We start from the raw sequence: 24,500 nt of genomic DNA, 5'->3' as shown, positions 1-24,500 counted from the left end.
CGGCTTGGCCGGAACCGTCAAGGGCTCGATAGGCTCTTACCTCCTACGGGGGCCCTGCGCCCTGATGCGACCCGACCTGTCGATGGGGCTGGAGAATGATCGAGGCAGTCGGCCTGACGAAGCGCTACGGCGCCAAGACGGCCGTGTACAACCTTTCCTTCCAGGTGCGGCCCGGCACCGTCACCGGCTTCCTGGGGCCCAACGGCTCCGGCAAGTCGACCACCATGCGCATGATCCTCGGCCTGGACCGGCCGACGTCGGGCCACGTGACCATCGGGGGGCACCCCTTCCGGCAGTTGCCGAACGCGCCGCGCCAGGTGGGCGCGCTGCTCGACGCCAAGGCGGTGCACGGCGGGCGCAGCGCGCGCAACCACCTGCTGTCGCTGGCCCAGCTCGCCGGTATCCCGGCGCGCCGGGTGGACGAGGTGCTGGGCGTGGTCGGGCTGCAGGACGTGGCCCGGAAGCGGTCCAGCGGGTTCTCGCTCGGCATGGGGCAGCGGCTCGGTATCGCGGCCGCGCTGCTCGGCGACCCGCAGGTGCTGCTGTTCGACGAGCCGGTCAACGGCCTGGACCCCGAGGGCATCCTCTGGGTGCGCAACCTGATGAAGGCGCTGGCCGCCGAGGGCCGGACGGTCTTCGTCTCGTCGCACCTGATGAGCGAGATGGCCCTGACCGCCGAGCACCTGATAGTCATCGGCCGCGGTCAGCTGATGGCCGACATGAGCGTCAAGGACTTCATCTCGGCCAACTCCGCGGACTTCGCCCGGGTCCGTACGCCGCAGACGGAGCCCGCGCAGCGGGAGAAGCTGATGGGCGTGCTCGCCGAGGCCGGCGGGCAGGTCATGTCGGAACCGGACGGCGCCCTGCGCGTGACCGGGCTGCCGCTGCCGCGCATCAGCGACCTGGCGCACGGCGCGGACGTACGCCTGTGGGAGCTGTCGCCGCACCAGGCGTCGCTGGAGGAGGCGTACATGCGCCTGACCCAGGGCGCGGTGGACTACCGCTCGACGGCCGACCAGAAGGCCGGGCTGATGCGGCAGCCGGACCCGATGGGGTACGCGCCGCCGCAGCCGGTCGTTCCGGAAGTGCCGCAGCAGGGCTGGTACGCCCCGCCGCCGCCCGGGCAGAACCCGTACGCGGGCGGACAGCAGCCGGGCGTACAGCAGCCGCCGCAGGGCTACCAGGCCGCGCCGCCCCCGCCCGCCGCAGCCCCCGCCCCCGCAGACCTGAGCAAGAGCGAGGACGCCCGATGACCACCGCCCCCTACCAGCAGCAGCAGTACACCTCACCGATCCCGGTGCGCCGCGCCCACCTCGGGGACGCGCTCGCCTCCGAGTGGACCAAGATCCGCTCGGTGCGCTCCACGATGTGGACGCTGGGCGTCATGGTCGTGCTGATGCTGGGCGTCGGCCTGCTCGCCGCCGTGGCGGTCTCCGCCTCCGGCACCGACATGGGCGGCGAGTCGGTCCTGGTGCTCGGTTTCTACGGCGTCCTGCTCGGCTCCCTGTGCGTGGTCACGCTCGGGGTGCTGACCATCGCGTCCGAGTACGGCACGGGCATGATCCGTACGACGCTGACGGCGTGCCCCTCGCGCAGCCGGGTGCTGCTCGCCAAGGCCGTCGTCTTCTTCCTGCTCACCTTCACCGTCACCACGGTCACCGCCGCGCTCGTCGCCGCCATCCACTCCGGCATGGTCGGCTCCGGCACCGCGACCGGTGAGCAGTGGCTGCGCGCGACGGTGGGCGCGGGGCTCTTCGTCGCCGTCCTGGGGCTGCTGTCCCTCTCCGTGGGCGCGCTGATCCGGCACTCGGCGGGCGCGATCACCGTGATGATCGGTGTGATGCTGCTGCCCCTGGTGGCGGGGATGTTCATGTTCTCCGAGTCGCTCGCCGACGTGCGGGAGGTGCTGCTCGAGTACGCGATCCCGAGCCTGCTCATCGCCTTCTACAGCGAGCAGGGACTGAGCCAGGGCGGCCCGCACGGCTGGACGCCGCTGTGGATCCTGCTCGGCGTGACCGCCGTCGCGATGACCGGCGCGTTCTTCGCCATGGACCGGCGCGACGTGAAGTGACGCACGGCGCCCCCGCTCAGTGGCGGGGCGCGTTACGGGACCGCTGCACCCGCGTGGTGCGGCGGTCCTTCGCGTTCCAGCACGCCTTGTGCCAGTGCCGCCGGTCGTCCACGCCGCCGTACTCGGGCCAGGCCACCACGTGCGGGACGCTCGCCGGGATCTCCTGGTCGCAGCCCGGGCAGCGGTACCGCTTGCCGGCGGCGCTCGCGCCCGCCACATGACGGACCGACCACTCCTCGTCCTGCCAGGATTCGCTGCGCTGGAAGCCGCCGTATCTGTCGCCCGACTCGCCGCTGTTCATGTTCGGCTTCTCGCCGCCACGGGGGCGGTTGCGGCGCGGGGACAAGGAACACCTCACTGGGGCGGGCGCGGACTTCTGCCCGTCCAGCCTAAGGGTCGCGACTGTGGGTACTCGCACCGTTCGGTTCGAGTTACCGGAAAATCGCAACAACTTGCCCGTGGGCCGTTGCCTTTGGCACCTGCCAGGCGTTGTTGCCAGTGAGGGGAGCCGCGTCGGCCGGTCAAGGAGGCATAAGGCGATGCGTGTGGGAACGTTTGTACTGGCGGCGCAGTTTCCCGGCCAGGGCCAGGGGGAGACGCTGCACCGGGCGGTGCGGTCGGCGGAGGTGGCCGAGGAGGCCGGGCTGGACTCGGTATGGCTGGCCGAGCACCACTTCGTACCGTACGGCGTGTGTCCCTCGGCCGTGACGCTCGCCGCGCTGTTGCTCGGCCGGACGCGTCGCATCCGGGTCGGCACGGCCGTGAGCGTACTGCCGACGACCCATCCGGTCGCGCTGGCCGAACAGACGGCGCTGCTGCACCTCACCTCCGGCGGGCGGTTCACCCTCGGTGTGGGCCGGGGCGGGCCGTGGGTCGACCTGGAGGTGTTCGGCGCGGGCCTGGCGGCGTACGAGACGGGGTTCCCTGAATCGCTGGACCTGCTGCTGCGCTGGCTGCGCGAGCCGCGCGTCGCGGCGGACGGGCCGCGCCACCGGTTCCGTGAGGTGGCGGTCGTACCGAGGCCGCAGGAGCTGATCGACGGCGATCCCGTACCGGAGACGGTGCTCGCCTGCACCTCGCCGCGGAGCGTGAAGCTGGCCGCCGAGCGGTGCCTGCCGATGCTGCTCGGGATGCACTGCGGGGACGAGGAGAAGGCCGGCATGGTCGCGCTGTGGCGGCGTGAGGCGCTGGCCGCCGGCCACACCCCGGACGCGGTCGCCCGGGCGGCGGGCGGCCATGTGTCGGCCGGCGTGGCCCAGATCGCGGACCGGACGGCGGACGCGGTGGAGACACTGCTCAAGGCGATGCCCGGCTGGATGAAACAGGGGCTGGACGCCCATGTCACCGTCGACGGCAGGCACCGCGCGATGCGCGACCCCGTCGCCTATACGGAGCTGCTGTGCCGACTCCACCCGGTGGGGTCGGCGCGGGTGGCCGCCGACCGGCTGGCGGCGACCTCGGAGCGTACGGGCATCACACGTTTCGCGCTGCTCGTCGAGGGCTCCGGCGATGTCGCGGCCACGGAGGAGAACGTCCGGCGGCTGGGGGCGGAGGTGGTACCCCGGCTCGAATGATGGCCACCATGCTGCCGCCCCTGCACCAGTTGCACCTCCCGCGATGCGGAGCGGCAGCACAAGGCGTCAGCAGTCGCGCAGAGTCGGCGACTGGTTCAGCAGCTGGGCTCGTACGGAGGTGAAGCGGGCAAGCCGCTCGTCGACCGAGGAGTCCAGCGGGAACACCGCGACGCGGTGGCAGTTCTGGAACGCCAGACGCACGCCGAAGTGCCGCTGGAGCGCACCCCGGATCGCGTCACTCGCCAGCGCGCGAAGCAGCTGGCCGCGCGCCTGCTCGTCCGGCGGCGGCGTCTGGTTGTCGGCGAACGCACCGCCGTCCACCTTCAGCTGGGCTACCAGAGAGCTGATCATCTCCCACGCGTAGGGCAGGGAGGTCCGGACGCAGTCGACGAAGTCGGCTTCGTCGACCTCGCCTCGCTCGGCCTGTTCCAACAGCGCCGGTGAGACGTCGAGCGACATGGGTTCTCCTCTCGCGGCCCCGGGGACTCGGGGCCTTACGGGCAGGGAAGGAGGACGCCCCCCGCACGACACGCAGCGTGCACGAGCGACAACCTCCCGCTTCCACGGTAAGCGCGCTGTCCGGACCGCACCAGGAGATTGGGTGGACAACCGGCCATGGGAGAAGGGGAGTTTAGGGCCGAATCGCGCGGAAGAGCGTGTGTCTTGTAGCGTTGCCGACCATGCGTCTCGTCATCGCCCGCTGCTCCGTGGACTACGCGGGCCGGCTCACCGCCCACCTGCCCTCCGCGCCCCGTCTGATCCTGGTCAAGGCGGACGGCAGCGTGTCCATCCATGCCGACGACCGGGCGTACAAACCGCTCAATTGGATGTCGCCGCCCTGCACCCTCAAGGAGGGTGATGACCGTGTTTGGACGGTCGTGAACAAAGCGGGCGAGAAACTGATCATCACGATGGAGGAAATCCTCCACGACTCGTCGCACGAACTCGGTGTCGATCCCGGCCTCATCAAGGACGGCGTGGAAGCACACCTCCAGGAGCTCCTCGCCGACCGGATCGAGACACTCGGCGACGGCTACACCCTGATCCGCCGCGAGTACCCGACCGCCATCGGGCCCGTCGACATCCTGTGCCGCGACGCGGACGGCGCGACCGTGGCCGTGGAGATCAAGCGGCGTGGCGAGATCGACGGGGTGGAGCAGCTCACCCGCTATCTGGAGCTGCTCAACCGCGACCCCCACCTGGCGCCGGTGAAGGGCGTCTTCGCGGCCCAGGAGATCAAGCCGCAGGCCCGCGTCCTGGCGACGGACCGCGGGATCGGGTGCGTGGTGCTGGACTACGACGCGCTGCGCGGCATCGAGGACGACAAGCTGCGGCTGTTCTGAGCCGTTTTCCGTACGCGTACGGCCCCGGGTTCCCTGAGGGATCCCGGGGCCGTAGGCGTGTCTCAGGCGGCCGTCCCGGTCGGGGTGGGGTCGCTGCTCGGGGCGGGTGCGCTCTGGGTGGCACCACTGGTTTCGCTGCCCTCGGTGCCACCGCTGGTCGTGCCGCCGCCGGCGCCGCTGGTCGTGTCGCCCGTGGTGGACCCGCTGGTGGTGTCGCCCGTGGTGGACCCGCTGGTCGTGTCACCGGTGGTGGACCCGCTGGTCGTGTCCCCCGTGGTGGACCCGGTCGTCGTGTCACCCGACGTCGACCCGCTCGTTGTGTCACCCGACGTCGACCCGCCCGAGGTGGTGTCGCCCGTTGTGCCACCGGACGTGGAGCCGCCCGTGGACCCACCGGTCGTCGTGCCACCCGTCGTCGGGGCGCCCGTGGTGGGCCCGCTGCTGGTGGGGCTGCCCGAGCTGGGCCCCGACGTGGTCGGCGTCGTGCCGCCCGTCGTGGTGGACGGGTCGCCCGACGGGGTGGACGGGGTGCCGGCGGAGCCGGTCTCGCCCGGGCGGGCCGATGAGCCGGGCGTGCCGGGAGAACCGGAACCGCCTGTGCCGCCGCTGTCGCCGCCGTCGTCCCCGGGGTGGCGGGTGGAGCCCTGATCCGGCTCGTCCGCGTCGAGGCCGCCGTCGCCGCCCTCCTCGTTGGCCGACTGGTCGGACGTGACCCGGCCCGAGCCGCCCTTGCCGTCGTCGCCGCCCGAGGTCGCGCCCAGGGTCACCACCGTGCCCAGGACGGCCGCGAGGATGGCGCCCGCGCCGGCCGCCACCAGGTTGCGCCGGGCCCCGTTCAGGATCGTGCGCCGCGGGGTGGGCCCGGCCTTGGCCGCCGGGGCCGGCGGATCGGGGTGGGTGATGAGCGTTTCGGTGTCACCGCTGAGGCCCGGCAAGGCGGCCGGCTTCGGCTTGGGCGTGGCCGCCGGTACGCCGCCGGGCGGGGACGCCGACTCCTCGTACCGCGCCGCGGGCACCTCCTCGCCCGCCGCCGTCCTGCCGCCCAGCAGCGGCCCGCGCTCGCGGTCGGCGACCAGGGCCAGGGCGCGCCGGCCGGCCACCGTGCCGCGCTTGTCGGCGAGGGCGCCGCGCATGGCGATGGACGCCTCCAGCTCGGCGCGGGCCCGGTCCAGGTTCCCGGCGCACAGCGCGAGGACGCCCAACTCGTGGTGGAAGTAGGCCTCCTCGGCCACCTCGCCGGCGTGCCGGGCCGCCTCCGCGCCGGTCCGCAGCGCCCGCTCCCAGGCGCCCCAGTGCAGCCCGGCCGCGAACGCGGGCGCCGCGCTGCGGGCCAGCGCGACCGCCGTATCGGCGTACCCCTCCTCCTCGTCGGCGGAGGAGGCGGAGACCAGGCCGGCCGAGCCGCCGGGGGTGTCGGAGCCACCGGGGCCGCCGAAGGCACTCCCCACGGCGGAGACGTCGGAGCCGCCCGAGCCGCTGTCCGCGGCGGCCTGCACCAGCGCGGTCAGCGCGGCCAGTACGGCGTCCGCCTCGGCGGCCGCCCGCTCCGGGCTGACCGAGGGGTGGCCGACCCACCAGGCGTAGTGGTGGGCGGCGGTGTGGGCGCGGTCGGCGGCACCCTCGTCGTAACCCTTGGCGACGAGCTGCGCCATGACACCGGGGGCGAGCCGGTAGCGGGTGCCGACGGGGGTGAGCAGTCCGCAGCGCAGCAGCTCACCGAGGGCGGCGTCCGCGTGCGTGTCGTTGACGAGCGCCGGCAGGTGCGCCTGGTGCGGCACCTCCCCGCCGAGCGCGACGGCGAAGCGCAGGGTCTCGCGGGCCGACTCGGAGAGCCGGGAGGCGAGCAGCGGGACGGGTGCCGCGCCGTCGCCGAGCGAAGGCAGCGGTGCCTCGCGGCCGTCGGCGAAGACGTTGTCGTCGTCCTCGTCGTCCGACGGGCCGGCGCGCAGTTCGTCGCGCTGCCGCAGCAGGGCACCGGCCTGGACGAACCGCAGCGGCAGGCCCTCGGATTCGAACCAGAGGTCACCGGCCCAGTTGGCCTCGTCGTCGGTGAGCGGCCGGTCGACGCCGCGCTCCAGCAGCTCCAGCGAGGAGCTGCGGTCGAGCCCGGAGAGGAACACCTCTTCGAGGTGGGAGTCCGCGGAGGGCGCGGCGACGTCGGGCGTGGCGGCGAGCAGATACGCGCACTCGGGGGTGGCGGCGAGGAGCTCGTCCAGCGCGGTGCCGCCGAACTCCAGGTCGTCCAGGACGACGACCGCGCCGATCTCGTGGACGGCGGCCAGCAGCCCGGCGCGGTCGGGGCGGTGGGCCGGCGCGCGGTGGACGGTGGCGAACAGCTCGTACAGCAGCTCGGTGGGCGTGCGGTGGTGGCCGGAGAGCCGGACGACACCGTCGGGCGCGAGGCCGGCGCAGTCGGACGCGACGGCGGCGAGCAGCGAGGTGCGCCCGGAGCCGGCCGGTCCGGTGAGCCGTACGGAGCGGCCGCGGGACAGCAGCCGGACCAGCCGCTCGCGTTCCTCCTGGCGCTCCAGGAGGGGCAGCGGCGGGGCCGCGGGGCCGGGCGGTACGGGCGGGCCGGCCGCGCGGGTGAGGCCGGCGCGCTCCTCGGGGGTGTGGCGGCCGGGCGGTTCCGGCAGGCGCCCGGGCGGGCACGGTTCGATCTCGCTGCCGTCTATCGGGTTGATGGTGAGCAGGAGGTCGCCCGAGACGAGCTGGGCGGTACGGGCCTTGCCCGGTGGTGCGCCCCCCTGCCCGTGGGCGGGCGGCGGGCCGTCGTCGCGCGTGCTGCGCGGGCGGCCGTCGTTGTCGCCGCCGCGGTCGTCGTCGTGGCCGAAGTCTTCCGGTCCCCGGTTGATCGGGTCCATCTGAAAGCTCCCCAAAAGCGTGGTGCGCCGAAGCCCCTCCCGGCCTTGCACGCCCGCTGTCGCTTCTGGTCCGGTGCCCGCCGGGTGGGTCCGTCAATCGGCGGGCGACCGAACCCTAGACCTTCGCTCAGTATGAATGAAGAGCCGGGGTGGCACGGCGCCCAAGACGTCACGGTCTTGTGAGGATTGGGCGCCTGGTGCGGTTTACCAGGCCCGTACCGTTACACCCGGGGCAACGTTTCGGCGGCGATGCCGCCCTCGATGGCGAGGATGCGGTGCAGCCGGGTGGCCACCAGCAGGCGCTGCATCTGGGGCGGTACGCCCCGCAGCACCAGCCGGCGCCCGCAGCGGCCCGCTCGCCGGTGGGCGCCCATGATGACTCCGAGGCCGGTGGCGTCCCAGGAGTCGAGGCCGGTCAGGTCGAGCACCAGGTCGCCGGCTCCGTCGTCGACGGCCGAGTGCAGGACCGTACGGGCGTCCGCCGCGCTGCGGACGTCGAGGCGGCCCCCGACGACCAGCTCGGCGTGGTCGCCCCTGATGTGCATATGCGCTCCCCGAGAGTGCGTTGTCGTCACGTCTGTGCGTCGTGCGCGTCTTTCGTCGTCACGTACTTCTATGCAACAACTGACGGCCTGACCGGCGGACCAGTTGCGCCTTGTAAGCGAACCGATATCGAATTCACCCCGAGGGGTGATGGCGAAACGGTCGATACGGCTCAGTGCTTGTAGAAGCCCTGCCCGCTCTTGCGGCCGATGTCACCCGCGTCCACCATCCGGCGCATCAGCTCCGGAGGGGCGAACTTCTCGTCCTGGGACTCGGTGTAGATGTTGCTGGTGGCGTGCAGCAGGATGTCCACGCCGGTGAGGTCGGCGGTCGCGAGCGGGCCCATGGCGTGGCCGAAGCCCAGCTTGCAGGCGATGTCGATGTCCTCGGCGGAGGCGACGCCCGATTCGTACAGCTTCGCCGCTTCGACGACGAGGGCCGAGATCAGACGGGTCGTCACGAATCCGGCGACGTCACGGTTGACGACGATGCAGGTCTTGCCGACCGACTCGGCGAACTCGCGTGCGGTGGCGAGGGTTTCGTCGCTGGTCTTGTAGCCGCGCACCAGTTCGCACAGCTGCATCATCGGGACGGGCGAGAAGAAGTGGGTGCCGACGACGCGCTCCGGGCGCTCCGTCACGGCCGCGATCTTGGTGATCGGGATGGCGGAGGTGTTGGAGGCGAGGACGGCGTCGTCGCGTACGAGCTTGTCGAGCGTACGGAAGATGTCGTGCTTGACGTCCAGCTTCTCGAAGACGGCTTCGACGACGATGTCGGCGTCGGCGGCCGCGTCCATGTCGGTGGTCGTGGTGATCCGGGCCAGGGCGGCCTCGGCGTCGGCGGCTTCGAGCCTGCCCTTGGCGACGAACTTGTCGTACGAGGCCTTGATGCCGTCGGTGCCGCGGGTCAGGGCCGCGTCGGTGACGTCACGCAGCACGACCTCCCAGCCCGCCTGGGCCGAGACCTGCGCGATTCCGGACCCCATGAGTCCGGCCCCGATGACGGCGAGCTTCCTGGCCACGATCTTCCCCTTAACACCCGTTTACTCTTCGGCTCTTCGCGGAGGTTAGCGGGCGCGCGCGGCCGTGTGGCGCCGAAGAGATGCGCGTCACGTCTCGAATGACGGACATCACACCGATACGGGCGGCGGGGTGAGCTTCCACGGGCCGGTGAGCCGGTTCACCCGGCCGGCCGTACCGCGTACTCCAGCACCTTGCGCCCCATCAGCTCCTCCATCTCGTCGAGCAGGCCGAGGGCTTCACGGGCGACCTCGCCGATGTCGCGGCGCTTGACCATCTCGGTGCCGATCCAGGCCATGAGCGTGCTGTGGATCCAGGAGAGCTGGCCGGCGACGAGCGTCGGCATCGGGTCGCCGTCGGCGGCCGCCGTCTCCTCGGCGAGGGTCGCGGTGAGGCCGGCGAGCGCCTCCTGCTGGATGGCCCAGAGGCGGGAGCGCAGGGCGTGGGCGTCGGTGATGACCCGCATGAAGTCGGCCCAGCCGGCGAAGAGGCCGACGGTGGGCGACTGGCTCACGACGGCGGCGCGCAGTTCGCGCAGGACGGCGTCGGCGGCGGACTCGCCGGGGCGGCGGCCGCGGACGTAGCGGGAGAGCCGGTCGACGACGTCCTCGCCGCGGTCGAGGAACAGGTCCTCCTTGGCCGGGAAGTAGTTGTAGACGGTGTTGACGGAGACGTCGGCGGCCCGGGCGATCTCGGCGATCGTCACCGCGTCGAAGCCGCGCTCCAGGAACAGGCCCGTGGCCACGTCGGAGATGTGCTGCCTGGTCTGCCGCTTCTTGCGCTCTCTCAGTCCCTCGGTCGTCGCCATGCCTTCCATCCTAGCTTTTCTGGGCTCAGTGAAAACTTGGTGTCGTTGCAAATTTTGGGTGACTCTGTTTTTCTGGCGGCATGCCCATCATCAGTACGGCCGGACTGGCCCACACCTTCCGCACCCGGGGCGGCCCCGTCGAAGCCGTCCGCGGCATCGACCTGACCGTGGCGCCCGGCGAGATCCTCGGCTTCCTCGGCCCCAACGGCGCCGGGAAGACCACCACGCTGCGCATGCTCACCACGCTCCTCCCGCCGACCGGCGGCGCCGCCACGGTCGCCGGCCGCGACCTGCTCGGCGACCCCGCCGGCGTACGGCAGCGGATCGGGTACGTCGCCCAGTCCGGCGGCGTCGACCTGTCCGTCTCCGTGCGCGAGGAACTGGTCACCCAGGGCCGGCTCTACCGGCTCTCCAAGGCCGAGGCGGCCGCCCGCGCCGGCGAACTGGCGCGCGACCTGGACCTGACCGGGCTGCTGGACCGCCCGTGCGCGGCGCTGTCCGGCGGGCAGCGGCGGCGCCTGGACATCGCGATGGGACTCACGCACCGTCCCGAGGTCCTCTTCCTCGACGAGCCGACCACCGGCCTCGACCCCGGCAGCCGCGCCGACTTGTGGCAGCTGGTGCGCCGGCTGCGCGACACGTACGGCACGACCGTCTTCCTCACCACCCACTACCTCGACGAGGCCGACGAACTGTCCGACCGGCTCGTCGTCGTCGACCAGGGCGCGGTCGTCGCGGAGGGCACCCCGGCCGCGCTCAAGGAGCGGTACGCCGGGTCGGCCGACGCGTCGCTCCAGGACACCTTCCTCGCCATCACCGGGCGCGGCCCGGCGCCCGCCGACACCACGCCCATCGCCGTCTAGGAGACCCGGATGCTGTTGCACGACACCGCGCTCGTCTTCGGCCGGTACGCCCGCCAGACGCTGCGCTCCAGGTTCCAGCTGCTCTTCGGCGTCCTGATGCCGCTGCTGTACCTGGTCTTCTTCGGCCCGCTGCTCACCGGCCTGCCGCTCGCCTCGGACGGCGACTCCTGGCAGGTCCTCGTCCCCGGGCTGCTGCTCCAGCTCGGCCTCTTCGGCGCGTCGTTCGCCGGGTTCGCGATCATCATCGAGAAGCAGATGGGGGTCGTCGAGCGGATGCGGGTCACCCCGGTCAGCCGGCTGGCGCTGCTGCTGGGGCGGGTCCTGCGGGACGCCGCGCTCTTCGTCTTCCAGGCGGTGCTGCTCGTACTGGCCGCCGTGGCGATGGGCCTGCGGGCGCCGCTGGGCGGGATCCTGATCGGCTTCGGCTTCGTCGCCGTCCTGACGGTCGCGCTGGCGTCGCTGTCGTACGCGCTGGCGCTGAGGCTGCCCAAGCCGCAGGAGTTCGGGCCGGCCATCAACGCGGTGGCCATGCCGTCGATGCTGCTGTCCGGCCTGATGCTGCCGATGGCCCTGGCCCCGGCCTGGCTCGACCTCCTCTCGCACCTCATGCCCTTCCGCTACCTGGTGGACGCGGTGAGGGCCGGGTACGTGGGTGATTACGCGAGCCCCGCGATGCTGTACGGGGTCCTCGTCGCGGCCGCTTTCGCGGCCCTGGCCGTGACGGTGGGCACAGGTGTGTTCCGCAGGGCCCGCGCGTAACTAGGCTGGCCGCATGGTCAATCTGACGCGCATCTACACCCGCACCGGCGACAAGGGCACGACGGCACTCGGCGACATGAGCCGCACCGCCAAGACGGACCTGCGGATCGCGGCGTACGCCGACGCCAACGAGGCCAACGCGGCCATCGGCACCGCGATCGCGCTGGGCGGTCTCGACGAGTCGGTCGTCAAGGTCCTCGTCCGCGTCCAGAACGACCTGTTCGACGTGGGCGCGGACCTGTCGACGCCGGTGGTCGAGGACCCGAAGTACCCGCCGCTGCGGGTGGAGCAGTCCTACATCGACAAGCTGGAGGCGGACTGCGACCGGTTCCTGGAGGACCTGGACAAGCTCCGCTCCTTCATCCTCCCGGGCGGCACGCCCGGCGCGGCCCTGCTGCACCAGGCCTGCACGGTCGTCCGCCGCGCCGAGCGCTCGACGTGGGCGGCGCTGGAGGTCCACGGCGACACGATGAACGCCCTGACGGCGACGTACCTGAACCGGCTGTCGGATCTGCTGTTCATCCTGGCGCGGACGGCGAACAAGGAGGTCGGGGACGTGCTGTGGGTGCCGGGCGGGGAGCGCTGAAGCGGTCCGCGAGATCGGCGAGCACGTCGGCCATCGTGGCGCGAGGCTCGGCGCCCTCCTCGGCGAGGGTCCGCAGGGCCCGACGGGCCAGACGTTCGTCGGCGGCGGTCTCCAGGGCGTCGGACGCGGGGTGGACGTCGCGCGCGGGTACGGAGTCATCCATTCCCGTGAGCGTAGTCATTCACGTACGCCCACAGGCTCCGATGCCTCATCCACAGGGGCCTTCCGCGGCCAGATCGCGTACGACAGGGCGATCAGGCCGTGGATGCCGGCCGTCCGCCACGCCACGCCCATCCAGCTCTCCAGCGAACCGGTGCGGGTCGCGTCGCCCACGTACAGGATCGCGAGCCACAGCAGGGCGGTGGCGACGGCCGCCGCGACGAGCGTGCCGAGCCAGACGCGGGCCTCGTAGCGGGCGCGGGCCATGCCGTAGCGGGGCGGCCCCGGCGGACGCGGGCCGCCCGCGAGGCGGTGGGCGGCGTGGCCGTCGAGCCACTTCACCGTGCGGTGGCCGTGGCCGACGGTGTACCCGATGTACAGCGCGGCCACCCCGTGCCGCGCGCTGGGTACGGCGCCGTTCTTGAGGTCGAGCGCGGTGACGACCAGCAGGACGACTTCCAGCAGCGGCTCGCACAGCAGCAGGGCCGCGCCCGTTCGGGGCATCTTCAGCAGGTAGCGGGTGGCGAGGCCGGCGGCGAGCAGCACCCAGAAGCCGACTTCACAGATCACGATGAGCGCGACGACCACGGCACTCTCCCTTCGGTACCCCTCCAGCCTTCCGGCCGCCGCGCGCCGTTTCGTCGTCACCGGTGACGAATCGGTACTGCACCCTTCGATGTAGTGCGATGTAGTCGGCGCTCCGACCGCACGGCGAGGTCCGGGCGGCGCGCACCGTGTTGGATGGACGGGTGACACTTCCCCGTACGCACCGCGACGACGTGCTGATCGGCGCCGCCGGGCTGGCCTGCGGCCTGCTGCTGTGGTCGTTCGGGCTGTACACGCAGGGACCACGGGCGCGGGTGCCCGCCGGTCCGGTGGTGCTGGTGCCGCTGCTGGCGATGACCTCGCTGGCGTTCGTACGCCGGACCATGCCGCGTACGGCGCTGCTCGCCGGGACCGTCGCGGTGGTCGCGGACCAGTTCACCCGGGGCAATCTGATGACGGTCGTGATGTTCGCCGACATCGTGTACGCCGCCGTGGTGTACGGGCCGCCCGCCTCCGCCCGCCGGATCCCCGTGACCACCGGGCTGATCACGATCGCGGTGACGCTCGGCTTCCTGGCCTGGTTCCGGGAGCCGGAGGCGCTGCTGATCGGCGTGGTCACCGCGCTGATCACGTTCTTCCCGGCCATCACCGGCGCCGTGGTCCGCAACCACCGGCAGGCCGCCGACACCGCCCGCCTGCGGGCCGAGCAGACCGCGCTGCTGGCGGAGATGGACCGCCGGCAGGCGGTGATCGCCGAGCGGTCCCGGATGGCGCGGGAGCTGCACGACCTGGTGGCGGGCCACCTGTCCGCGATCGCCATCCACTCCACCGCCGCGCTCTCGCTGGACGATCCGAGGACGTCCCGCGACGCGCTGGGCGTCATCCGGGAGAACAGCGTCGACGGCCTGGCCGAGATGCGCCGGCTGATCGGCCTGCTGCGCGACAGCGCCGGCCATGACGAGCCCGCCGCCGCGCCGACGCTCGACGGCCTGGACGCCCTGGTGCGGCAGGCCGGGATGAACGGCTCGGCGAGCGGCCTGACGTTCCGGCTGGTCGACGACCGGGCGCCGGACACGGCGCTGCCCGCACCCGTCGAGCTCGCGGCGTACCGCATCGTGCAGGAGTCGCTGACGAACACGCTCAAGCACGCGGACGCGGGGGAGGTGACCGTCGCGCTGCAGTGGGCCGACCATGCGCTGACGGTCGAGGTGACCAGCCCGTACGGCGCCGTGAGGCCAGGGCCCCGCGCGCCCGGGTCGGGGGCCGGTCTGGTGGGGATGCGGGAGCGGATCGCGCTGCTGGGCGGCGTGTTCGAGGCGGGCCCCGCCGAGGAGGGGGGCGGGAGGATCTGGCGGGTACGGGCGGAGCTGCCCGTGGCGGAGGACGACAAGGAGCCGTCGGCATGACCGGAACCCCACGCGTACGCGTACTCGTGGCCGAGGACCAGAGCGCGGTGCGTGCCGGGCTGGTCCTCATCCTGGGCACCGCGCCCGGCATCGAGGTGGTCGGCGAGGCCCGGGACGGCGAGGAGGCGGTGCGGCTCGCGCGCGAGCTGCGGCCCGACCTGGTGTTGATGGATGTTCAGATGCCGCGCCTGGACGGGGTGTCGGCGACCCGTCAGGTGGTTGCCGAGTCCCTCGCCGACGTGCTGGTCCTGACGACGTTCGATCTGGACGAGTACGTCTTCGGGGCGTTGCGCGCCGGGGCGGCGGGGTTCCTGCTGAAGAACACCGAGGCGAAGGACCTGATCGAGGCGGTACGGACGGTGGCGCGCGGCGAGGGCCTGATCGCCCCGGCGGTGACGCGCCGGCTGATCGCCGAGTTCGCGGCGCCGGCCCGGCCGGTACGGGGGGAGGACGCGCCCGATCCGTCGGTGCTCGACGTGCTGACGCGGCGGGAGCGGGAGGTGCTGTCGTGCCTGGGCGAGGGGTTGTCGAACGCGGAGATCGCGGTACGGCTGCGGATGGCGGAGGCGACGGTGAAGACGCATGTGAGCCGGCTGCTGGGGAAGCTGGAGCTGCGCAGCAGGGTGCAGGCCGCGGTGCTGGCGCAGGAGTTGGGCGTATGACACAAGCGGAGACACCTATGGTCTGGACCTATTGACGATTGGTCCAGACCTTCCTACGCTCACGGCGCGCACCTTTCACGGACCCCCACCGTTGTCCGTCCGCATCTTGAGGAGCACCGTTGAGCACTCAAGCACTTCCGCGCAGAACGAGATTCCGGGCCAGAGCCACGGCCGGACTCACCGCCCTGCTGCTGCCGCTGGCCGCCATGGTCGGCCTCGCCTCCCCCGCCCAGGCCGCGACCTCGGCGACCGCCACGTACACCAAGGTCTCCGACTGGGGCTCCGGCTTCGAGGGCAAGTGGACGGTGAAGAACACCGGCACCACCTCCCTGTCCTCCTGGACCGTCGAGTGGGACTTCCCCTCCGGTACGTCGGTCACCTCCGCCTGGGACGCGACCGTCACCAGCAGCGGCACCCACTGGACCGCCAAGAACGTCGGCTGGAACGGCACCCTCGCCCCCGGCGCCTCCGTCTCCTTCGGGTTCAACGGCACGGGCACCGGATCCCCCTCCGGCTGCAAGATCAACGGCGGCTCCTGCGACGGCGGCCCCACCGTCCCCGGTGACAACCCGCCCTCCGCCCCCGGCACCCCCAGTGCCTCCGAGATCACCAACACCTCGGTGAAGCTGACGTGGACCGCCGCCACCGACGACAAGGGCGTCAAGAACTACGACGTGCTGCGCGACGGCGTCAAGGTCGCCACGGTGACGGGCCTGACGTACACCAACACCGGCCTGACGGCCGGCACCGACTACTCGTACGCCGTCCAGGCGCGCGACACCGCCGACCAGACCGGACCGGTCAGCGGCTCCCGCGCCGTGCGCACCACCGGCGGCGGCACCGACCCCGGCCCCGGACCGGGCCCCGGCGCCAAGATCAACCTGGGCTACTTCACCAACTGGGGCGTCTACGGGCGCAACTACCACGTCAAGAACCTGGTGACGTCCGGCTCCGCGCAGAAGATCACGCACATCAACTACGCCTTCGGCAACGTCCAGAACGGCAGGTGCACCATCGGTGACGCCTTCGCCGACTACGACAAGGCCTACACCGCCGACCAGTCCGTCGACGGCAAGGCCGACACCTGGGACCAGCCGCTGCGCGGCAACTTCAACCAGCTGCGCAAGCTGAAGGCCCAGTACCCGCACATCAAGGTGCTGTGGTCGTTCGGCGGCTGGACCTGGTCCGGCGGCTTCGGCCAGGCCGCGGCGAACCCGGCCGCCTTCGCCCAGTCGTGCTACGACCTGGTCGAGGACCCGCGCTGGGCCGACGTCTTCGACGGCATCGACCTGGACTGGGAGTACCCCAACGCCTGCGGCCTGTCCTGCGACACCAGCGGCCCGGCGGCCTTCACGAACATGATGCAGGCCATGCGTGCCAAGTTCGGTGCCAACAACCTGGTCACCGCGGCCGTCACCGCCGACGCCTCCTCCGGCGGCAAGATCGACGCGGCCGACTACGGCGGCGCCGCGAAGTACGTCGACTGGTACAACGTGATGACGTACGACTTCTTCGGCGCCTGGGCGGCGAAGGGCCCGACGGCCCCGCACTCCCCGCTCACCTCGTACCCCGGCATCCCGCAGCAGGGCTTCAACTCCGCCGAGGCCATCGCCAAGTTCAAGGCCAAGGGCGTCCCGTCCGCCAAGCTGCTCCTCGGCATCGGCTTCTACGGCCGCGGCTGGACCGGCGTGACGCAGAAGGAGCCGGGCGGCACCGCCACGGGCCCGGCGGCCGGCACGTACGAGCAGGGCATCGAGGACTACAAGGTCCTGAAGAACTCCTGCCCGGCCAACGGCACGATCGCCGGCACGGCGTACGCGCACTGCGGCACCAACTGGTGGAGCTACGACACCCCGGCCACCGTCACGTCCAAGATGGGCTGGGCCAAGAACCAGGGCCTCGGTGGCGCGTTCTTCTGGGAGTTCAGCGGTGACACCGCCAACGGGGAGCTGGTTAGCGCCATCAGCAACGGCCTCAAGTAGCGGCGTCGAACCCCACCTCGTGCCGCACCACGCGGCACCGATCGCCCAGGACGGCGACCGCTGCCCGGTAGCCGTCACCCGCGTCGACATCATGGAGCCGCACCGGCAGGTGCGGCTCCGCTCGTTCCCGCCACTCCAGCAGCGCGGCCGGTGCCCCCGGCGCGCTCACCGTCAGCAGCGCGGGCTCCACCGCCAGGCCGTCCCCGGTCGCCTTGAGCACCGCTTCCTTCCGCGCCCAGTAGCGGGTGAAACCCCACGCCCGCTCCCCGGCCGGTAGCCGCTCCAGCTCATCCCGCTCGGCCACGGCCAGCACCACCGGCGCGAGATCCGCCGCCCTGCCGTCCTCCGCCACCCGCTCGATGTCCACCCCGACCGGCCCGGCGAGCGACAGCGCGACCGCGACCTTGTCCCCCGAGTGCGACAGCGACAGCTCCAGAGCCGAGTCCACCAGCCCCGGCTTCCCGTGCGGATCCGGCCGGTCGCAGTGCCGGCACTCGTGCGTGAACCGCACCTCGCGCGGATCGCCCCCGAGATGCGCGGCGACGAGCCGCCGCAGCAGGGCGTGCGCGGTCAGATACAGCGCGCGGTCCGATTCCCGTACGAAAGCGTCATGGCGTGCCCGCTCACGCGCGTCGAGGAGCTCCAGCAGGGGACTGCGCGACGGTACGCGGACGGCGTCGGCGATCCACACATGGCACTCCCCCGCCCCCACCCGGGGTATGTCAGGCCACATTGACGCGCTGCCCAGGAGGAGCCGCCTCGAGCCAGGCGAGGAAGCCGGTGAGCGCGTCCTCGCTCATCGCCAGCTCCACGTGGCGTCCGTGGTGCAGACACCCCAGCACCACCGAGTCGGAGAGCAGGGCCAGCTCCTCCTCGCCCTCGGGCATCCGGCGCGCGAGCACCTCGATGCCGGAGCGTTCCAGGATGCGGCGCGGGCGGGGTGCGTACGAGAAGACCCGGAACCAGGCGATCCGGTCGCCGCTGTAGCGGGCGACGCCGTACACCCATCCCTTGCCGGAGACGTCACCGTCGTCCGGCACGTTCCAGCGCAGGCTGCAGTCGAAGGTGCCACCGGAGCGCTGGATCAGCCGCCGGCGCAGTCCGAACACGAAGAGTGCGATCACCACCAGTGCGACGACCAGGGCGCTCACCAGCAGAGCGAGGAACATCTCCACCGACCTCCTCGCATCGTTCGTTCAACGAAATACACCCTGCACCTGCATCGACCTCAGCCGCGGCACGATCTGGATGATTCCAGACCGGGCCGCGGCTGAGGGCACAACTGTCGGCGCGGTGCGCCCAGGTCCCGGAAGGACCTAGTGCACCGCCACCGCGCGCAGCCGGACCTCGGCGCGCCGCTCGGCGGCGGCGTCCGACTCGGCCTTCGCGCGCTCCAGCGCACGCTCGGCGCGCTGGGGGTCGATCTCGTCCGCCAGCTCGGCGATCTCGGCGAGCAGCGACAGCTTGTTGTCGGCGAACGTGATGAAACCGCCGTGCACGGCGGCGACGACAGTCCCGCCCTCACTCGTACGGATGGTCACCGGGCCCGACTCCAGCACACCGAGCAGCGGCTGGTGGCCGGGCATGACGCCGATGTCGCCGGACGTGGTGCGCGCGATGACCAGGGTGGCCTCGCCGGACCAGACACTCCGGTCCGCGGCGACCAGCTCGACGTGCAGCTCAGCAGCCAAGGGTGGCTCCTCGGGTCACCACCCGGCGTGTGCCGGGTGTTGGGTCATAAGTCTAGTAGGGCACCCGACGCGGAAAACGCCGGGCCCCTCGGTCATACGGAGGCGTACGAAAGGGGGCGGGACGAGACCCGCCCCCTTTCATGAGTCACGGGACTCAGGAGACGCCGAGTTCCTTGGCGTTCTTCTTGAGGTCCTCAAGACCACCGCACATGAAGAAGGCCTGCTCGGGGAAGTGGTCGTACTCACCGTCGCAGATCGCGTTGAACGCGGCGATCGACTCGTCGAGCGGCACGTCCGAGCCGTCCACGCCGGTGAACTGCTTGGCGGCGTGGGTGTTCTGGGACAGGAAGCGCTCGACGCGACGGGCACGGTGGACAACGAGCTTGTCCTCCTCGCCCAGCTCGTCGATACCGAGGATCGCGATGATGTCCTGGAGGTCCTTGTACTTCTGCAGGATCCCCTTGACGCGGGTGGCCGCGGCGTAGTGGTCCTCGGAGATGTAGCGCGGGTCCAGGATCCGGGACGTGGAGTCCAGCGGGTCCACGGCCGGGTAGATGCCCTTCTCGGAGATCGGACGGGAGAGAACCGTCGTCGCGTCGAGGTGGGCGAAGGTGGTGGCCGGGGCCGGGTCGGTCAGGTCGTCCGCGGGGACGTAGATCGCCTGCATCGAGGTGATCGAGTGACCACGCGTCGAGGTGATGCGCTCCTGCAGCAGACCCATCTCGTCGGCCAGGTTCGGCTGGTAACCCACCGCGGACGGCATACGGCCGAGCAGGGTGGACACCTCGGAGCCGGCCTGGGTGAACCGGAAGATGTTGTCGATGAAGAAGAGCACGTCCTGCTTCTGCACATCGCGGAAGTACTCCGCCATGGTCAGACCGGCCAGGGCGACGCGCAGACGGGTGCCCGGGGGCTCGTCCATCTGGCCGAAGACCAGGGCGGTCTTGTCCAGAACGCCGGACTCTTCCATCTCCGCGATGAGGTCGTTGCCCTCACGGGTGCGCTCGCCGACGCCCGCGAAGACGGAGACGCCCTCGTGGAGGTTGGCGACACGCATGATCATTTCCTGGATCAGCACGGTCTTGCCGACACCGGCACCACCGAACAGACCGATCTTTCCACCCTTGACGTACGGGGTGAGAAGGTCGACGACCTTCAGGCCGGTCTCGAACATCTCGGTCTTGGACTCGAGCTGGTCGAAGTCGGGGGCCTTGCGGTGGATCGGCCAGCGCTCGCCGACGTTGGCGTTCTCCTCGGGCTGGTTCAGCACCTCACCGAGGGTGTTGAACACCTTGCCCTTGGTGAAGTCGCCCACCGGCACCGTGATGCCGTTGCCCGTGTTGGTCACCGGGGCCTGGCGGACCAGACCGTCGGTGGGCTGCATCGAAATCGTACGGACCAGGCCGTCGCCGAGGTGCTGGGCAACCTCCAGGGTCAGCGTCCGCTTGACGCCTTCCTGGGCCGGGTCGTCGACCTCGACGTGCAGTGCGTTGTAGATCTCCGGCATCGCGTCGACGGGGAACTCCACGTCGACGACCGGGCCGATGACCCGCGCGACGCGGCCCGTCGCCGTGGCCGTCTCAACAGTGGTGGTCATTACTTGTCACTCCCCGCGGTCGCGTCGGCCAGGGCGCTCGCGCCACCGACGATCTCGCTGATTTCCTGGGTGATTTCGGCCTGGCGGGCCGCGTTGGCAAGCCGGGAGAGGCTGTTGATCAGGTCTCCGGCGTTGTCGGTCGCCGACTTCATCGCGCGACGGCGGGCGGCGTGCTCGGAAGCGGCGGCCTGCAGCAGTGCGTTGTAGATACGGCTCTCGACGTACCGCGGCAGCAGGGCGTCGAGGACGTCCTCGGCCGACGGCTCGAAGTCGAACAGCGGAAGGATCTCGCCCTTGGTCCCCGTCTCCTCCACAGCCTTGTCAAGGCTGAGCGGGAGCATCCGGTTCTGCACGGGCGTCTGCGTCATCATCGACACGAATTCCGTGAAGACGATGTGCAGCTCGTCGACCCCACCCTCGGCCGTCTCCGTGGTGACGGCCTCGATGAGCGGTGCGGCCACAGCCTTGGCGTCCGCGTAGCTCGGGCTGTCGGTGAAGCCGGTCCACGACTCCGCGACCTTGCGCTCGCGGAAGCCGTAGTAGGCGACACCCTTGCGGCCGACGATGTACGTGTCGACCTCCTTGCCCTCGCCGCGCAGCCGCTCGGTGAGCTGGTCCGCGGCCTTGATGGCGTTGGACGAGTAGCCGCCGGCCAGACCGCGGTCGCTCGTGATGAGCAGGACCGCGGCCCGGGTCGGGTTGTCCGTCTCGGTGGTCAGCGGGTGCTTGGTGTTCGACCCGGTGGCCACCGCGGTGACCGCGCGAATGAGCTCGGTCGCGTACGGCGTGGAGGCCGCCACCTTGCGCTGCGCCTTGACGATGCGCGAGGCGGCGATCATCTCCATCGCCTTGGTGATCTTCTTGGTCGCCGTGACGGATTTGATGCGACGCTTGTAGACCCGGAGCTGCGCTCCCATGAGTCAGGTCCCTTCCGTCGTCACTTCGAGACGTTGGCGGTGGCCGGGGCGTCCTCGGCCAGCAGCTTCCCGTCCGAGGTCTCGAACTGCTTCTTGAACGCGGCGATGGCGTCGGCGACGGCCGTGAGGGTGTCGTCGGACATCTTCGCGCCCTCGCGGATCGAGGTCATCAGCGGCTTGTGCTCGCGGTGCAGGTAGTCCAGCAGCTCCGACTCGAAGCGGCGGATGTCCCCGACCGGGACGTCGTCCATCTTGCCCGTGGTGCCGGCCCAGACGGAGACGACCTGGTTCTCGGTCGGCATCGGCTGGTACTGCGGCTGCTTCAGCAGCTCGACCATGCGCTTACCGCGCTCCAGCGAGGCCTTCGACGCGGCGTCCAGGTCGGAACCGAAGGCGGCGAACGCCTCCAGCTCACGGAACTGGGCGAGGTCCACGCGCAGCCGGCCGGAGACCTGGCGCATCGCCTTGTGCTGGGCGGAGCCACCGACACGGGAGACCGAGATACCGACGTTCAGGGCCGGGCGCTGACCGGCGTTGAACAGGTCGGACTCCAGGAAGCACTGGCCGTCGGTGATGGAGATGACGTTGGTCGGGATGAACGCCGAGACGTCGTTGGCCTTGGTCTCGACGATCGGCAGACCGGTCATCGAACCGGCACCCATCTCGTCGGAGAGCTTGGCGCAGCGCTCCAGCAGACGCGAGTGCAGGTAGAAGACGTCACCCGGGTAGGCCTCGCGGCCCGGCGGGCGGCGCAGCAGCAGGGAGACGGCACGGTAGGCGTCGGCCTGCTTCGACAGGTCGTCGAAGATGATCAGGACGTGCTTGCCCTGGTACATCCAGTGCTGACCGATGGCGGAGCCGGTGTAGGGCGCCAGGTACTTGAAGCCGGCCGGGTCGGACGCCGGGGCGGCGACGATGGTCGTGTACTCCAGGGCACCGGCCTCCTCCAGCGCGCCGCGCACGGACGCGATGGTGGAGCCCTTCTGGCCGATGGCGACGTAGATGCAGCGGACCTGCTTCTTCGGGTCGCCCGAGCGCCAGTTGTCGCGCTGGTTGATGATCGTGTCGACGGCCAGGGCGGTCTTGCCGGTCTGGCGGTCGCCGATGATCAGCTGGCGCTGACCACGGCCGATCGGGGTCATGGCGTCGACGGCCTTGTAGCCGGTCTCCATCGGCTCGTGCACCGACTTGCGCTGCATGACCGTGGGTGCCTGCAGTTCGAGGGCGCGGCGGCCCTCGGTCGCGATCTCGCCGAGACCGTCGATCGGGTTGCCGAGCGGGTCGACGACCCGGCCCAGGTAGCCCTCGCCGACAGCGACGGACAGGACCTCGCCGGTGCGGGTGACCGGCTGGCCCTCCTCGATGCCGCTGAACTCACCGAGGACAATGGCACCGATCTCGCGCTCCTCGAGGTTGAGGGCGAGGCCGAGGGTGCCGTCCTCGAACTTCAGCAGCTCGTTCGCCATGGCCGAGGGCAGACCCTCGACCTTCGCGATGCCGTCGCCGGCAAGGCTGACCGTACCGACCTCCTCGCGCGAGGCCGCGTCCGGCTTGTACGACTGGACAAAGTTCTCCAGCGCGTCCCGGATCTCCTCCGGCCGGATCGTGAGCTCCGCCATCTGGGTTCCCTGCTCTCCTTGTTGGGCCCGAAGTATCTTTGGGGGATCTGGGGGCTCCCCCCAGAACTTCTGCATCCTCTGCACGGCCCAACCGGGCCGTAGGTAACGCTTGTTGAGTTGGTGCTGGTCAGCCGGCGAGTCGCCGGGCCGCCTCGTCGAGACGCCCTGCGACGGTGCCGTTGATGACCTCGTCGCCGACCCGCACCGTGATCCCGCCGAGGACCGTGGGGTCCACGTCCAGGTTCAGGTGCATCTGGCGGCCGTAGAGCTTGGCCAGCACGGCGCCGAGGCGCTGCTTCTGCTGGTCGCTCAGCGGGACCGCCGAGGTGACGACCGCGACCATCCGGTCCCGGCGCGCCGCGGCGAGCTTGGACAGGGACTCGAGTCCCGCTTCCAGGCTACGTCCCCGGGGCTGGGTGACGAGACGGACGATCAGCCGCTCCGTGACCGGGTTGGCCTTGCCGCCGAGCAGGCTGCGCAGCAGCTCGCTCTTGGCGGACACGGTGGCCGCCTTGTCGGTCAGCGCGGACCGCAGCTCGGTGCTGGACTGGACGATCCGGGCGAACCGGAACACCTCGTCCTCGACGTCGTCGAGCGTGCCGGCCTGCTGCGCCGCCGTGAGGTCCGCGGTGTTCGCCAGCTCCTCGAGGGAGTCGACGAGGTCACGCGAGTACGACCAGCGGGACCGGACCATGCCGGAGACCAGGTCGACGGCTTCCCCGCCCACCTGACCGCTCAGCAGTCGCGTGGCCAGCTCGGCCTTGGCCTCGCCGCCCTGCGCCGGGTCGGTCAGGACCCGACGCAGCGACACCTCGCGGTCGAGCAGCGCGGTAACGGCGGCCAGCTCACCGGCGAGCTTCGCCGCGTCGACCGACGTGTTGTCGGTCAGCGCGTCGAGACGCTCGCGTGCGGCAGCCAGTGCCTCGCGGCTCGCTCCGTTCATCGGGCGGCCTCGGCCTTCTCCTCGAGCTCGTCGAGGAAGCGGTCGATGGTACGGCTCTGGCGGGCGACGTCCTCGAGGGACTCGCCGACCAGCTTGCCGGCCAGGTCGGTGGCGAGCTTGCCCACGTCCTGGCGCAGCGCGGTCGCCGCGGCCTTGCGGTCGGCCTCGATCTGGGCGTGGCCGGCCGCGATGATCTCCTCGCGCTGGCGCTGGCCTTCCGCCTTCATCTCCTGGATGATCGCGGTGCCCTGCTCCTGCGCCTCCTGACGCAGCCGCGCGGCCTCGTGGCGGGCCTCGGCGAGCTGAGCCTTGTACTGCTCCAGCACACTCTGGGCTTCGATCTTGGCCGCCTCGGCCTCCTCGATACCGCCCTCGATGGCCTCGCGGCGCTGCTCCAGAACCTTGTTGATGTTCGGGAGGAGCTTCTTGGCGAGGAAGCCGAAGACGATGGCGAAGGCGATCAGGCCGATGACCAGCTCGTCGAGATGCGGGACGATGGGAGGCTGAGGCTCCTCCGTCGCCGCAAGGAACAGAGCGTTCACATCAGT

General features: G+C 71.2%; 25 protein-coding genes. 10 read left to right on the top strand and 15 right to left on the bottom strand.

What is annotated here, in order from left to right; all coding sequences use genetic code 11:
• Positions 1-95 precede the first annotated feature (95 nt).
• Both AMK26_RS11340 and AMK26_RS11335 read left to right on the top strand, forming a co-directional pair.
• The gene (locus tag AMK26_RS11340; protein ID WP_073754382.1) at positions 96-1,253 is read left to right on the top strand and encodes an ABC transporter ATP-binding protein; all 1,158 of its coding nucleotides are present in this window, start codon (positions 96-98) and stop codon (positions 1,251-1,253) included.
• The gene (locus tag AMK26_RS11335; RefSeq protein ID WP_073754381.1) at positions 1,250-2,071 is read left to right on the top strand and encodes an ABC transporter permease subunit; all 822 of its coding nucleotides are present in this window, start codon (positions 1,250-1,252) and stop codon (positions 2,069-2,071) included. Before AMK26_RS11340 ends, AMK26_RS11335 begins: the two co-directional genes overlap by 4 nt.
• A gap of 16 nt (positions 2,072-2,087) precedes the next feature.
• On the opposite strand, the gene AMK26_RS11330 is transcribed toward AMK26_RS11335, so the two are convergent.
• The gene (locus tag AMK26_RS11330; RefSeq protein WP_073754380.1) at positions 2,088-2,417 is read right to left on the bottom strand and encodes an ATP/GTP-binding protein; all 330 of its coding nucleotides are present in this window, start codon (positions 2,415-2,417) and stop codon (positions 2,088-2,090) included.
• Between the two features lie 193 nt (positions 2,418-2,610).
• On the opposite strand from AMK26_RS11330, the gene AMK26_RS11325 reads away from it, so the two are divergent.
• Positions 2,611-3,645, top strand: a complete 1,035-nt coding sequence (locus AMK26_RS11325; protein WP_073754379.1) for an LLM class flavin-dependent oxidoreductase — start codon at positions 2,611-2,613, stop codon at positions 3,643-3,645.
• A 66-nt stretch (positions 3,646-3,711) separates the two neighbouring features.
• Here the strand turns inward: AMK26_RS11325 and AMK26_RS11320 are convergent, their stop codons facing one another.
• Entirely contained in the window at positions 3,712-4,104 is a 393-nt protein-coding gene (locus AMK26_RS11320; protein ID WP_064071815.1) for an SCO5389 family protein, read from the bottom strand.
• Positions 4,105-4,325: 221 nt separating this feature from the next.
• On the opposite strand from AMK26_RS11320, the gene nucS reads away from it, so the two are divergent.
• Positions 4,326-4,988 (top strand): endonuclease NucS, encoded by a 663-nt coding sequence (gene nucS / locus AMK26_RS11315; RefSeq protein WP_179166412.1) that lies wholly within the window; start codon positions 4,326-4,328, stop codon positions 4,986-4,988.
• Positions 4,989-5,050: 62 nt separating this feature from the next.
• On the opposite strand, the gene AMK26_RS11310 is transcribed toward nucS, so the two are convergent.
• The 4 genes from AMK26_RS11310 to AMK26_RS11295 form a co-directional block, all read right to left on the bottom strand.
• Positions 5,051-7,852, bottom strand: coding sequence for an AAA family ATPase (locus AMK26_RS11310; RefSeq protein WP_073754377.1), 2,802 nt, complete (start codon positions 7,850-7,852; stop codon positions 5,051-5,053).
• Positions 7,853-8,073: 221 nt separating this feature from the next.
• Entirely contained in the window at positions 8,074-8,397 is a 324-nt protein-coding gene (locus AMK26_RS11305; protein ID WP_031073773.1) for an STAS domain-containing protein, read from the bottom strand.
• A 170-nt stretch (positions 8,398-8,567) separates the two neighbouring features.
• Positions 8,568-9,416 carry a 3-hydroxyacyl-CoA dehydrogenase family protein gene (locus tag AMK26_RS11300; protein ID WP_064071818.1) on the bottom strand — a complete coding sequence of 283 codons (849 nt, stop codon included), beginning with the start codon at positions 9,414-9,416 and terminating at the stop codon, positions 8,568-8,570.
• Positions 9,417-9,574: 158 nt separating this feature from the next.
• Positions 9,575-10,222: a TetR/AcrR family transcriptional regulator gene (locus AMK26_RS11295; RefSeq protein WP_073754376.1), complete on the bottom strand. Its 648-nt coding sequence runs from the start codon at positions 10,220-10,222 to the stop codon at positions 9,575-9,577.
• An 80-nt stretch (positions 10,223-10,302) separates the two neighbouring features.
• Here AMK26_RS11295 and AMK26_RS11290 point away from each other — a divergent pair, with 80 nt between their 5' ends.
• The 3 genes from AMK26_RS11290 to AMK26_RS11280 are packed head-to-tail and all read left to right on the top strand — an operon-like array spanning position 10,303 to position 12,430.
• Positions 10,303-11,085 carry an ABC transporter ATP-binding protein gene (locus AMK26_RS11290; protein WP_073754375.1) on the top strand — a complete coding sequence of 261 codons (783 nt, stop codon included), beginning with the start codon at positions 10,303-10,305 and terminating at the stop codon, positions 11,083-11,085.
• A gap of 9 nt (positions 11,086-11,094) precedes the next feature.
• Positions 11,095-11,844, top strand: coding sequence for an ABC transporter permease (locus AMK26_RS11285; protein ID WP_073754374.1), 750 nt, complete (start codon positions 11,095-11,097; stop codon positions 11,842-11,844).
• 13 nt (positions 11,845-11,857) lie between these two features.
• Positions 11,858-12,430 carry a cob(I)yrinic acid a,c-diamide adenosyltransferase gene (locus AMK26_RS11280; RefSeq protein WP_073754373.1) on the top strand — a complete coding sequence of 191 codons (573 nt, stop codon included), beginning with the start codon at positions 11,858-11,860 and terminating at the stop codon, positions 12,428-12,430.
• A gap of 177 nt (positions 12,431-12,607) precedes the next feature.
• Here the strand turns inward: AMK26_RS11280 and AMK26_RS11275 are convergent, their stop codons facing one another.
• Positions 12,608-13,177 (bottom strand): hypothetical protein, encoded by a 570-nt coding sequence (locus tag AMK26_RS11275; RefSeq protein WP_073754372.1) that lies wholly within the window; start codon positions 13,175-13,177, stop codon positions 12,608-12,610.
• A gap of 161 nt (positions 13,178-13,338) precedes the next feature.
• On the opposite strand from AMK26_RS11275, the gene AMK26_RS11270 reads away from it, so the two are divergent.
• The 3 genes from AMK26_RS11270 (at position 13,339) to AMK26_RS11260 (ending at position 17,185) form a co-directional block, all read left to right on the top strand.
• Positions 13,339-14,541 (top strand): sensor histidine kinase, encoded by a 1,203-nt coding sequence (locus AMK26_RS11270; protein WP_073754371.1) that lies wholly within the window; start codon positions 13,339-13,341, stop codon positions 14,539-14,541.
• Complete coding sequence (locus tag AMK26_RS11265) at positions 14,538-15,203, top strand: response regulator (protein ID WP_073754370.1); 666 nt, start codon at positions 14,538-14,540, stop codon at positions 15,201-15,203. The genes AMK26_RS11270 and AMK26_RS11265 overlap by 4 nt, the downstream gene beginning before the upstream one ends.
• A gap of 119 nt (positions 15,204-15,322) precedes the next feature.
• Positions 15,323-17,185 (top strand): glycoside hydrolase family 18 chitinase, encoded by a 1,863-nt coding sequence (locus AMK26_RS11260; RefSeq protein ID WP_073754369.1) that lies wholly within the window; start codon positions 15,323-15,325, stop codon positions 17,183-17,185.
• Here AMK26_RS11260 and AMK26_RS11255 read toward each other — a convergent pair.
• From AMK26_RS11255 to AMK26_RS11220, 8 genes are all read right to left on the bottom strand, one after another.
• Positions 17,178-17,876 (bottom strand): 4'-phosphopantetheinyl transferase family protein, encoded by a 699-nt coding sequence (locus AMK26_RS11255; RefSeq protein ID WP_158071110.1) that lies wholly within the window; start codon positions 17,874-17,876, stop codon positions 17,178-17,180. The genes AMK26_RS11260 and AMK26_RS11255 overlap by 8 nt on opposite strands.
• A gap of 31 nt (positions 17,877-17,907) precedes the next feature.
• A complete protein-coding gene (locus tag AMK26_RS11250) occupies positions 17,908-18,354 on the bottom strand; it encodes a DUF2550 domain-containing protein (protein WP_073754367.1) in 447 nt (148 codons plus the stop codon).
• A 147-nt stretch (positions 18,355-18,501) separates the two neighbouring features.
• On the bottom strand, positions 18,502-18,876 hold the full coding sequence (locus tag AMK26_RS11245; protein ID WP_073754366.1) for a F0F1 ATP synthase subunit epsilon: 375 nt from the start codon (positions 18,874-18,876) through the stop codon (positions 18,502-18,504).
• 154 nt (positions 18,877-19,030) lie between these two features.
• Positions 19,031-20,473: a F0F1 ATP synthase subunit beta gene (gene atpD, locus AMK26_RS11240; protein ID WP_073754365.1), complete on the bottom strand. Its 1,443-nt coding sequence runs from the start codon at positions 20,471-20,473 to the stop codon at positions 19,031-19,033.
• The gene (locus AMK26_RS11235; protein WP_073754364.1) at positions 20,473-21,390 is read right to left on the bottom strand and encodes a F0F1 ATP synthase subunit gamma; all 918 of its coding nucleotides are present in this window, start codon (positions 21,388-21,390) and stop codon (positions 20,473-20,475) included. Before AMK26_RS11235 ends, atpD begins: the two co-directional genes overlap by 1 nt.
• A gap of 20 nt (positions 21,391-21,410) precedes the next feature.
• The gene (gene atpA / locus AMK26_RS11230) at positions 21,411-23,009 is read right to left on the bottom strand and encodes a F0F1 ATP synthase subunit alpha (protein ID WP_073754363.1); all 1,599 of its coding nucleotides are present in this window, start codon (positions 23,007-23,009) and stop codon (positions 21,411-21,413) included.
• A gap of 127 nt (positions 23,010-23,136) precedes the next feature.
• Complete coding sequence (locus AMK26_RS11225; protein WP_073754362.1) at positions 23,137-23,952, bottom strand: F0F1 ATP synthase subunit delta; 816 nt, start codon at positions 23,950-23,952, stop codon at positions 23,137-23,139.
• Positions 23,949-24,494: a F0F1 ATP synthase subunit B gene (locus AMK26_RS11220; protein ID WP_073754361.1), complete on the bottom strand. Its 546-nt coding sequence runs from the start codon at positions 24,492-24,494 to the stop codon at positions 23,949-23,951. The genes AMK26_RS11225 and AMK26_RS11220 overlap by 4 nt, the downstream gene beginning before the upstream one ends.
• Positions 24,495-24,500 lie beyond the last annotated feature (6 nt).

Origin of the sequence: Streptomyces sp. CB03234 (genome assembly GCF_001905885.1) — a bacterium.
Lineage (GTDB): Bacteria > Actinomycetota > Actinomycetes > Streptomycetales > Streptomycetaceae > Streptomyces.
This window is presented reverse-complemented; position numbering and strand designations above follow the sequence as displayed.

Coding starts and splice junctions, on each gene's coding strand:
- AMK26_RS11340 (WP_073754382.1), top strand. CDS start 96: ATGATCGAGGCAGTCGGCCTGACGAAGCGCTACGGCGCCAAGACGGCC.
- AMK26_RS11335 (WP_073754381.1), top strand. CDS start 1,250: ATGACCACCGCCCCCTACCAGCAGCAGCAGTACACCTCACCGATCCCG.
- AMK26_RS11325 (WP_073754379.1), top strand. CDS start 2,611: ATGCGTGTGGGAACGTTTGTACTGGCGGCGCAGTTTCCCGGCCAGGGC.
- AMK26_RS11320 (WP_064071815.1), bottom strand. CDS start 4,104: ATGTCGCTCGACGTCTCACCGGCGCTGTTGGAACAGGCCGAGCGAGGC.
- nucS (WP_179166412.1), top strand. CDS start 4,326: ATGCGTCTCGTCATCGCCCGCTGCTCCGTGGACTACGCGGGCCGGCTC.
- AMK26_RS11310 (WP_073754377.1), bottom strand. CDS start 7,852: ATGGACCCGATCAACCGGGGACCGGAAGACTTCGGCCACGACGACGAC.
- AMK26_RS11305 (WP_031073773.1), bottom strand. CDS start 8,397: ATGCACATCAGGGGCGACCACGCCGAGCTGGTCGTCGGGGGCCGCCTC.
- AMK26_RS11295 (WP_073754376.1), bottom strand. CDS start 10,222: ATGGCGACGACCGAGGGACTGAGAGAGCGCAAGAAGCGGCAGACCAGG.
- AMK26_RS11290 (WP_073754375.1), top strand. CDS start 10,303: ATGCCCATCATCAGTACGGCCGGACTGGCCCACACCTTCCGCACCCGG.
- AMK26_RS11285 (WP_073754374.1), top strand. CDS start 11,095: ATGCTGTTGCACGACACCGCGCTCGTCTTCGGCCGGTACGCCCGCCAG.
- AMK26_RS11280 (WP_073754373.1), top strand. CDS start 11,858: ATGGTCAATCTGACGCGCATCTACACCCGCACCGGCGACAAGGGCACG.
- AMK26_RS11265 (WP_073754370.1), top strand. CDS start 14,538: ATGACCGGAACCCCACGCGTACGCGTACTCGTGGCCGAGGACCAGAGC.
- AMK26_RS11250 (WP_073754367.1), bottom strand. CDS start 18,354: ATGTTCCTCGCTCTGCTGGTGAGCGCCCTGGTCGTCGCACTGGTGGTG.
- atpD (WP_073754365.1), bottom strand. CDS start 20,473: ATGACCACCACTGTTGAGACGGCCACGGCGACGGGCCGCGTCGCGCGG.
- AMK26_RS11235 (WP_073754364.1), bottom strand. CDS start 21,390: ATGGGAGCGCAGCTCCGGGTCTACAAGCGTCGCATCAAATCCGTCACG.
- atpA (WP_073754363.1), bottom strand. CDS start 23,009: ATGGCGGAGCTCACGATCCGGCCGGAGGAGATCCGGGACGCGCTGGAG.
- AMK26_RS11225 (WP_073754362.1), bottom strand. CDS start 23,952: ATGAACGGAGCGAGCCGCGAGGCACTGGCTGCCGCACGCGAGCGTCTC.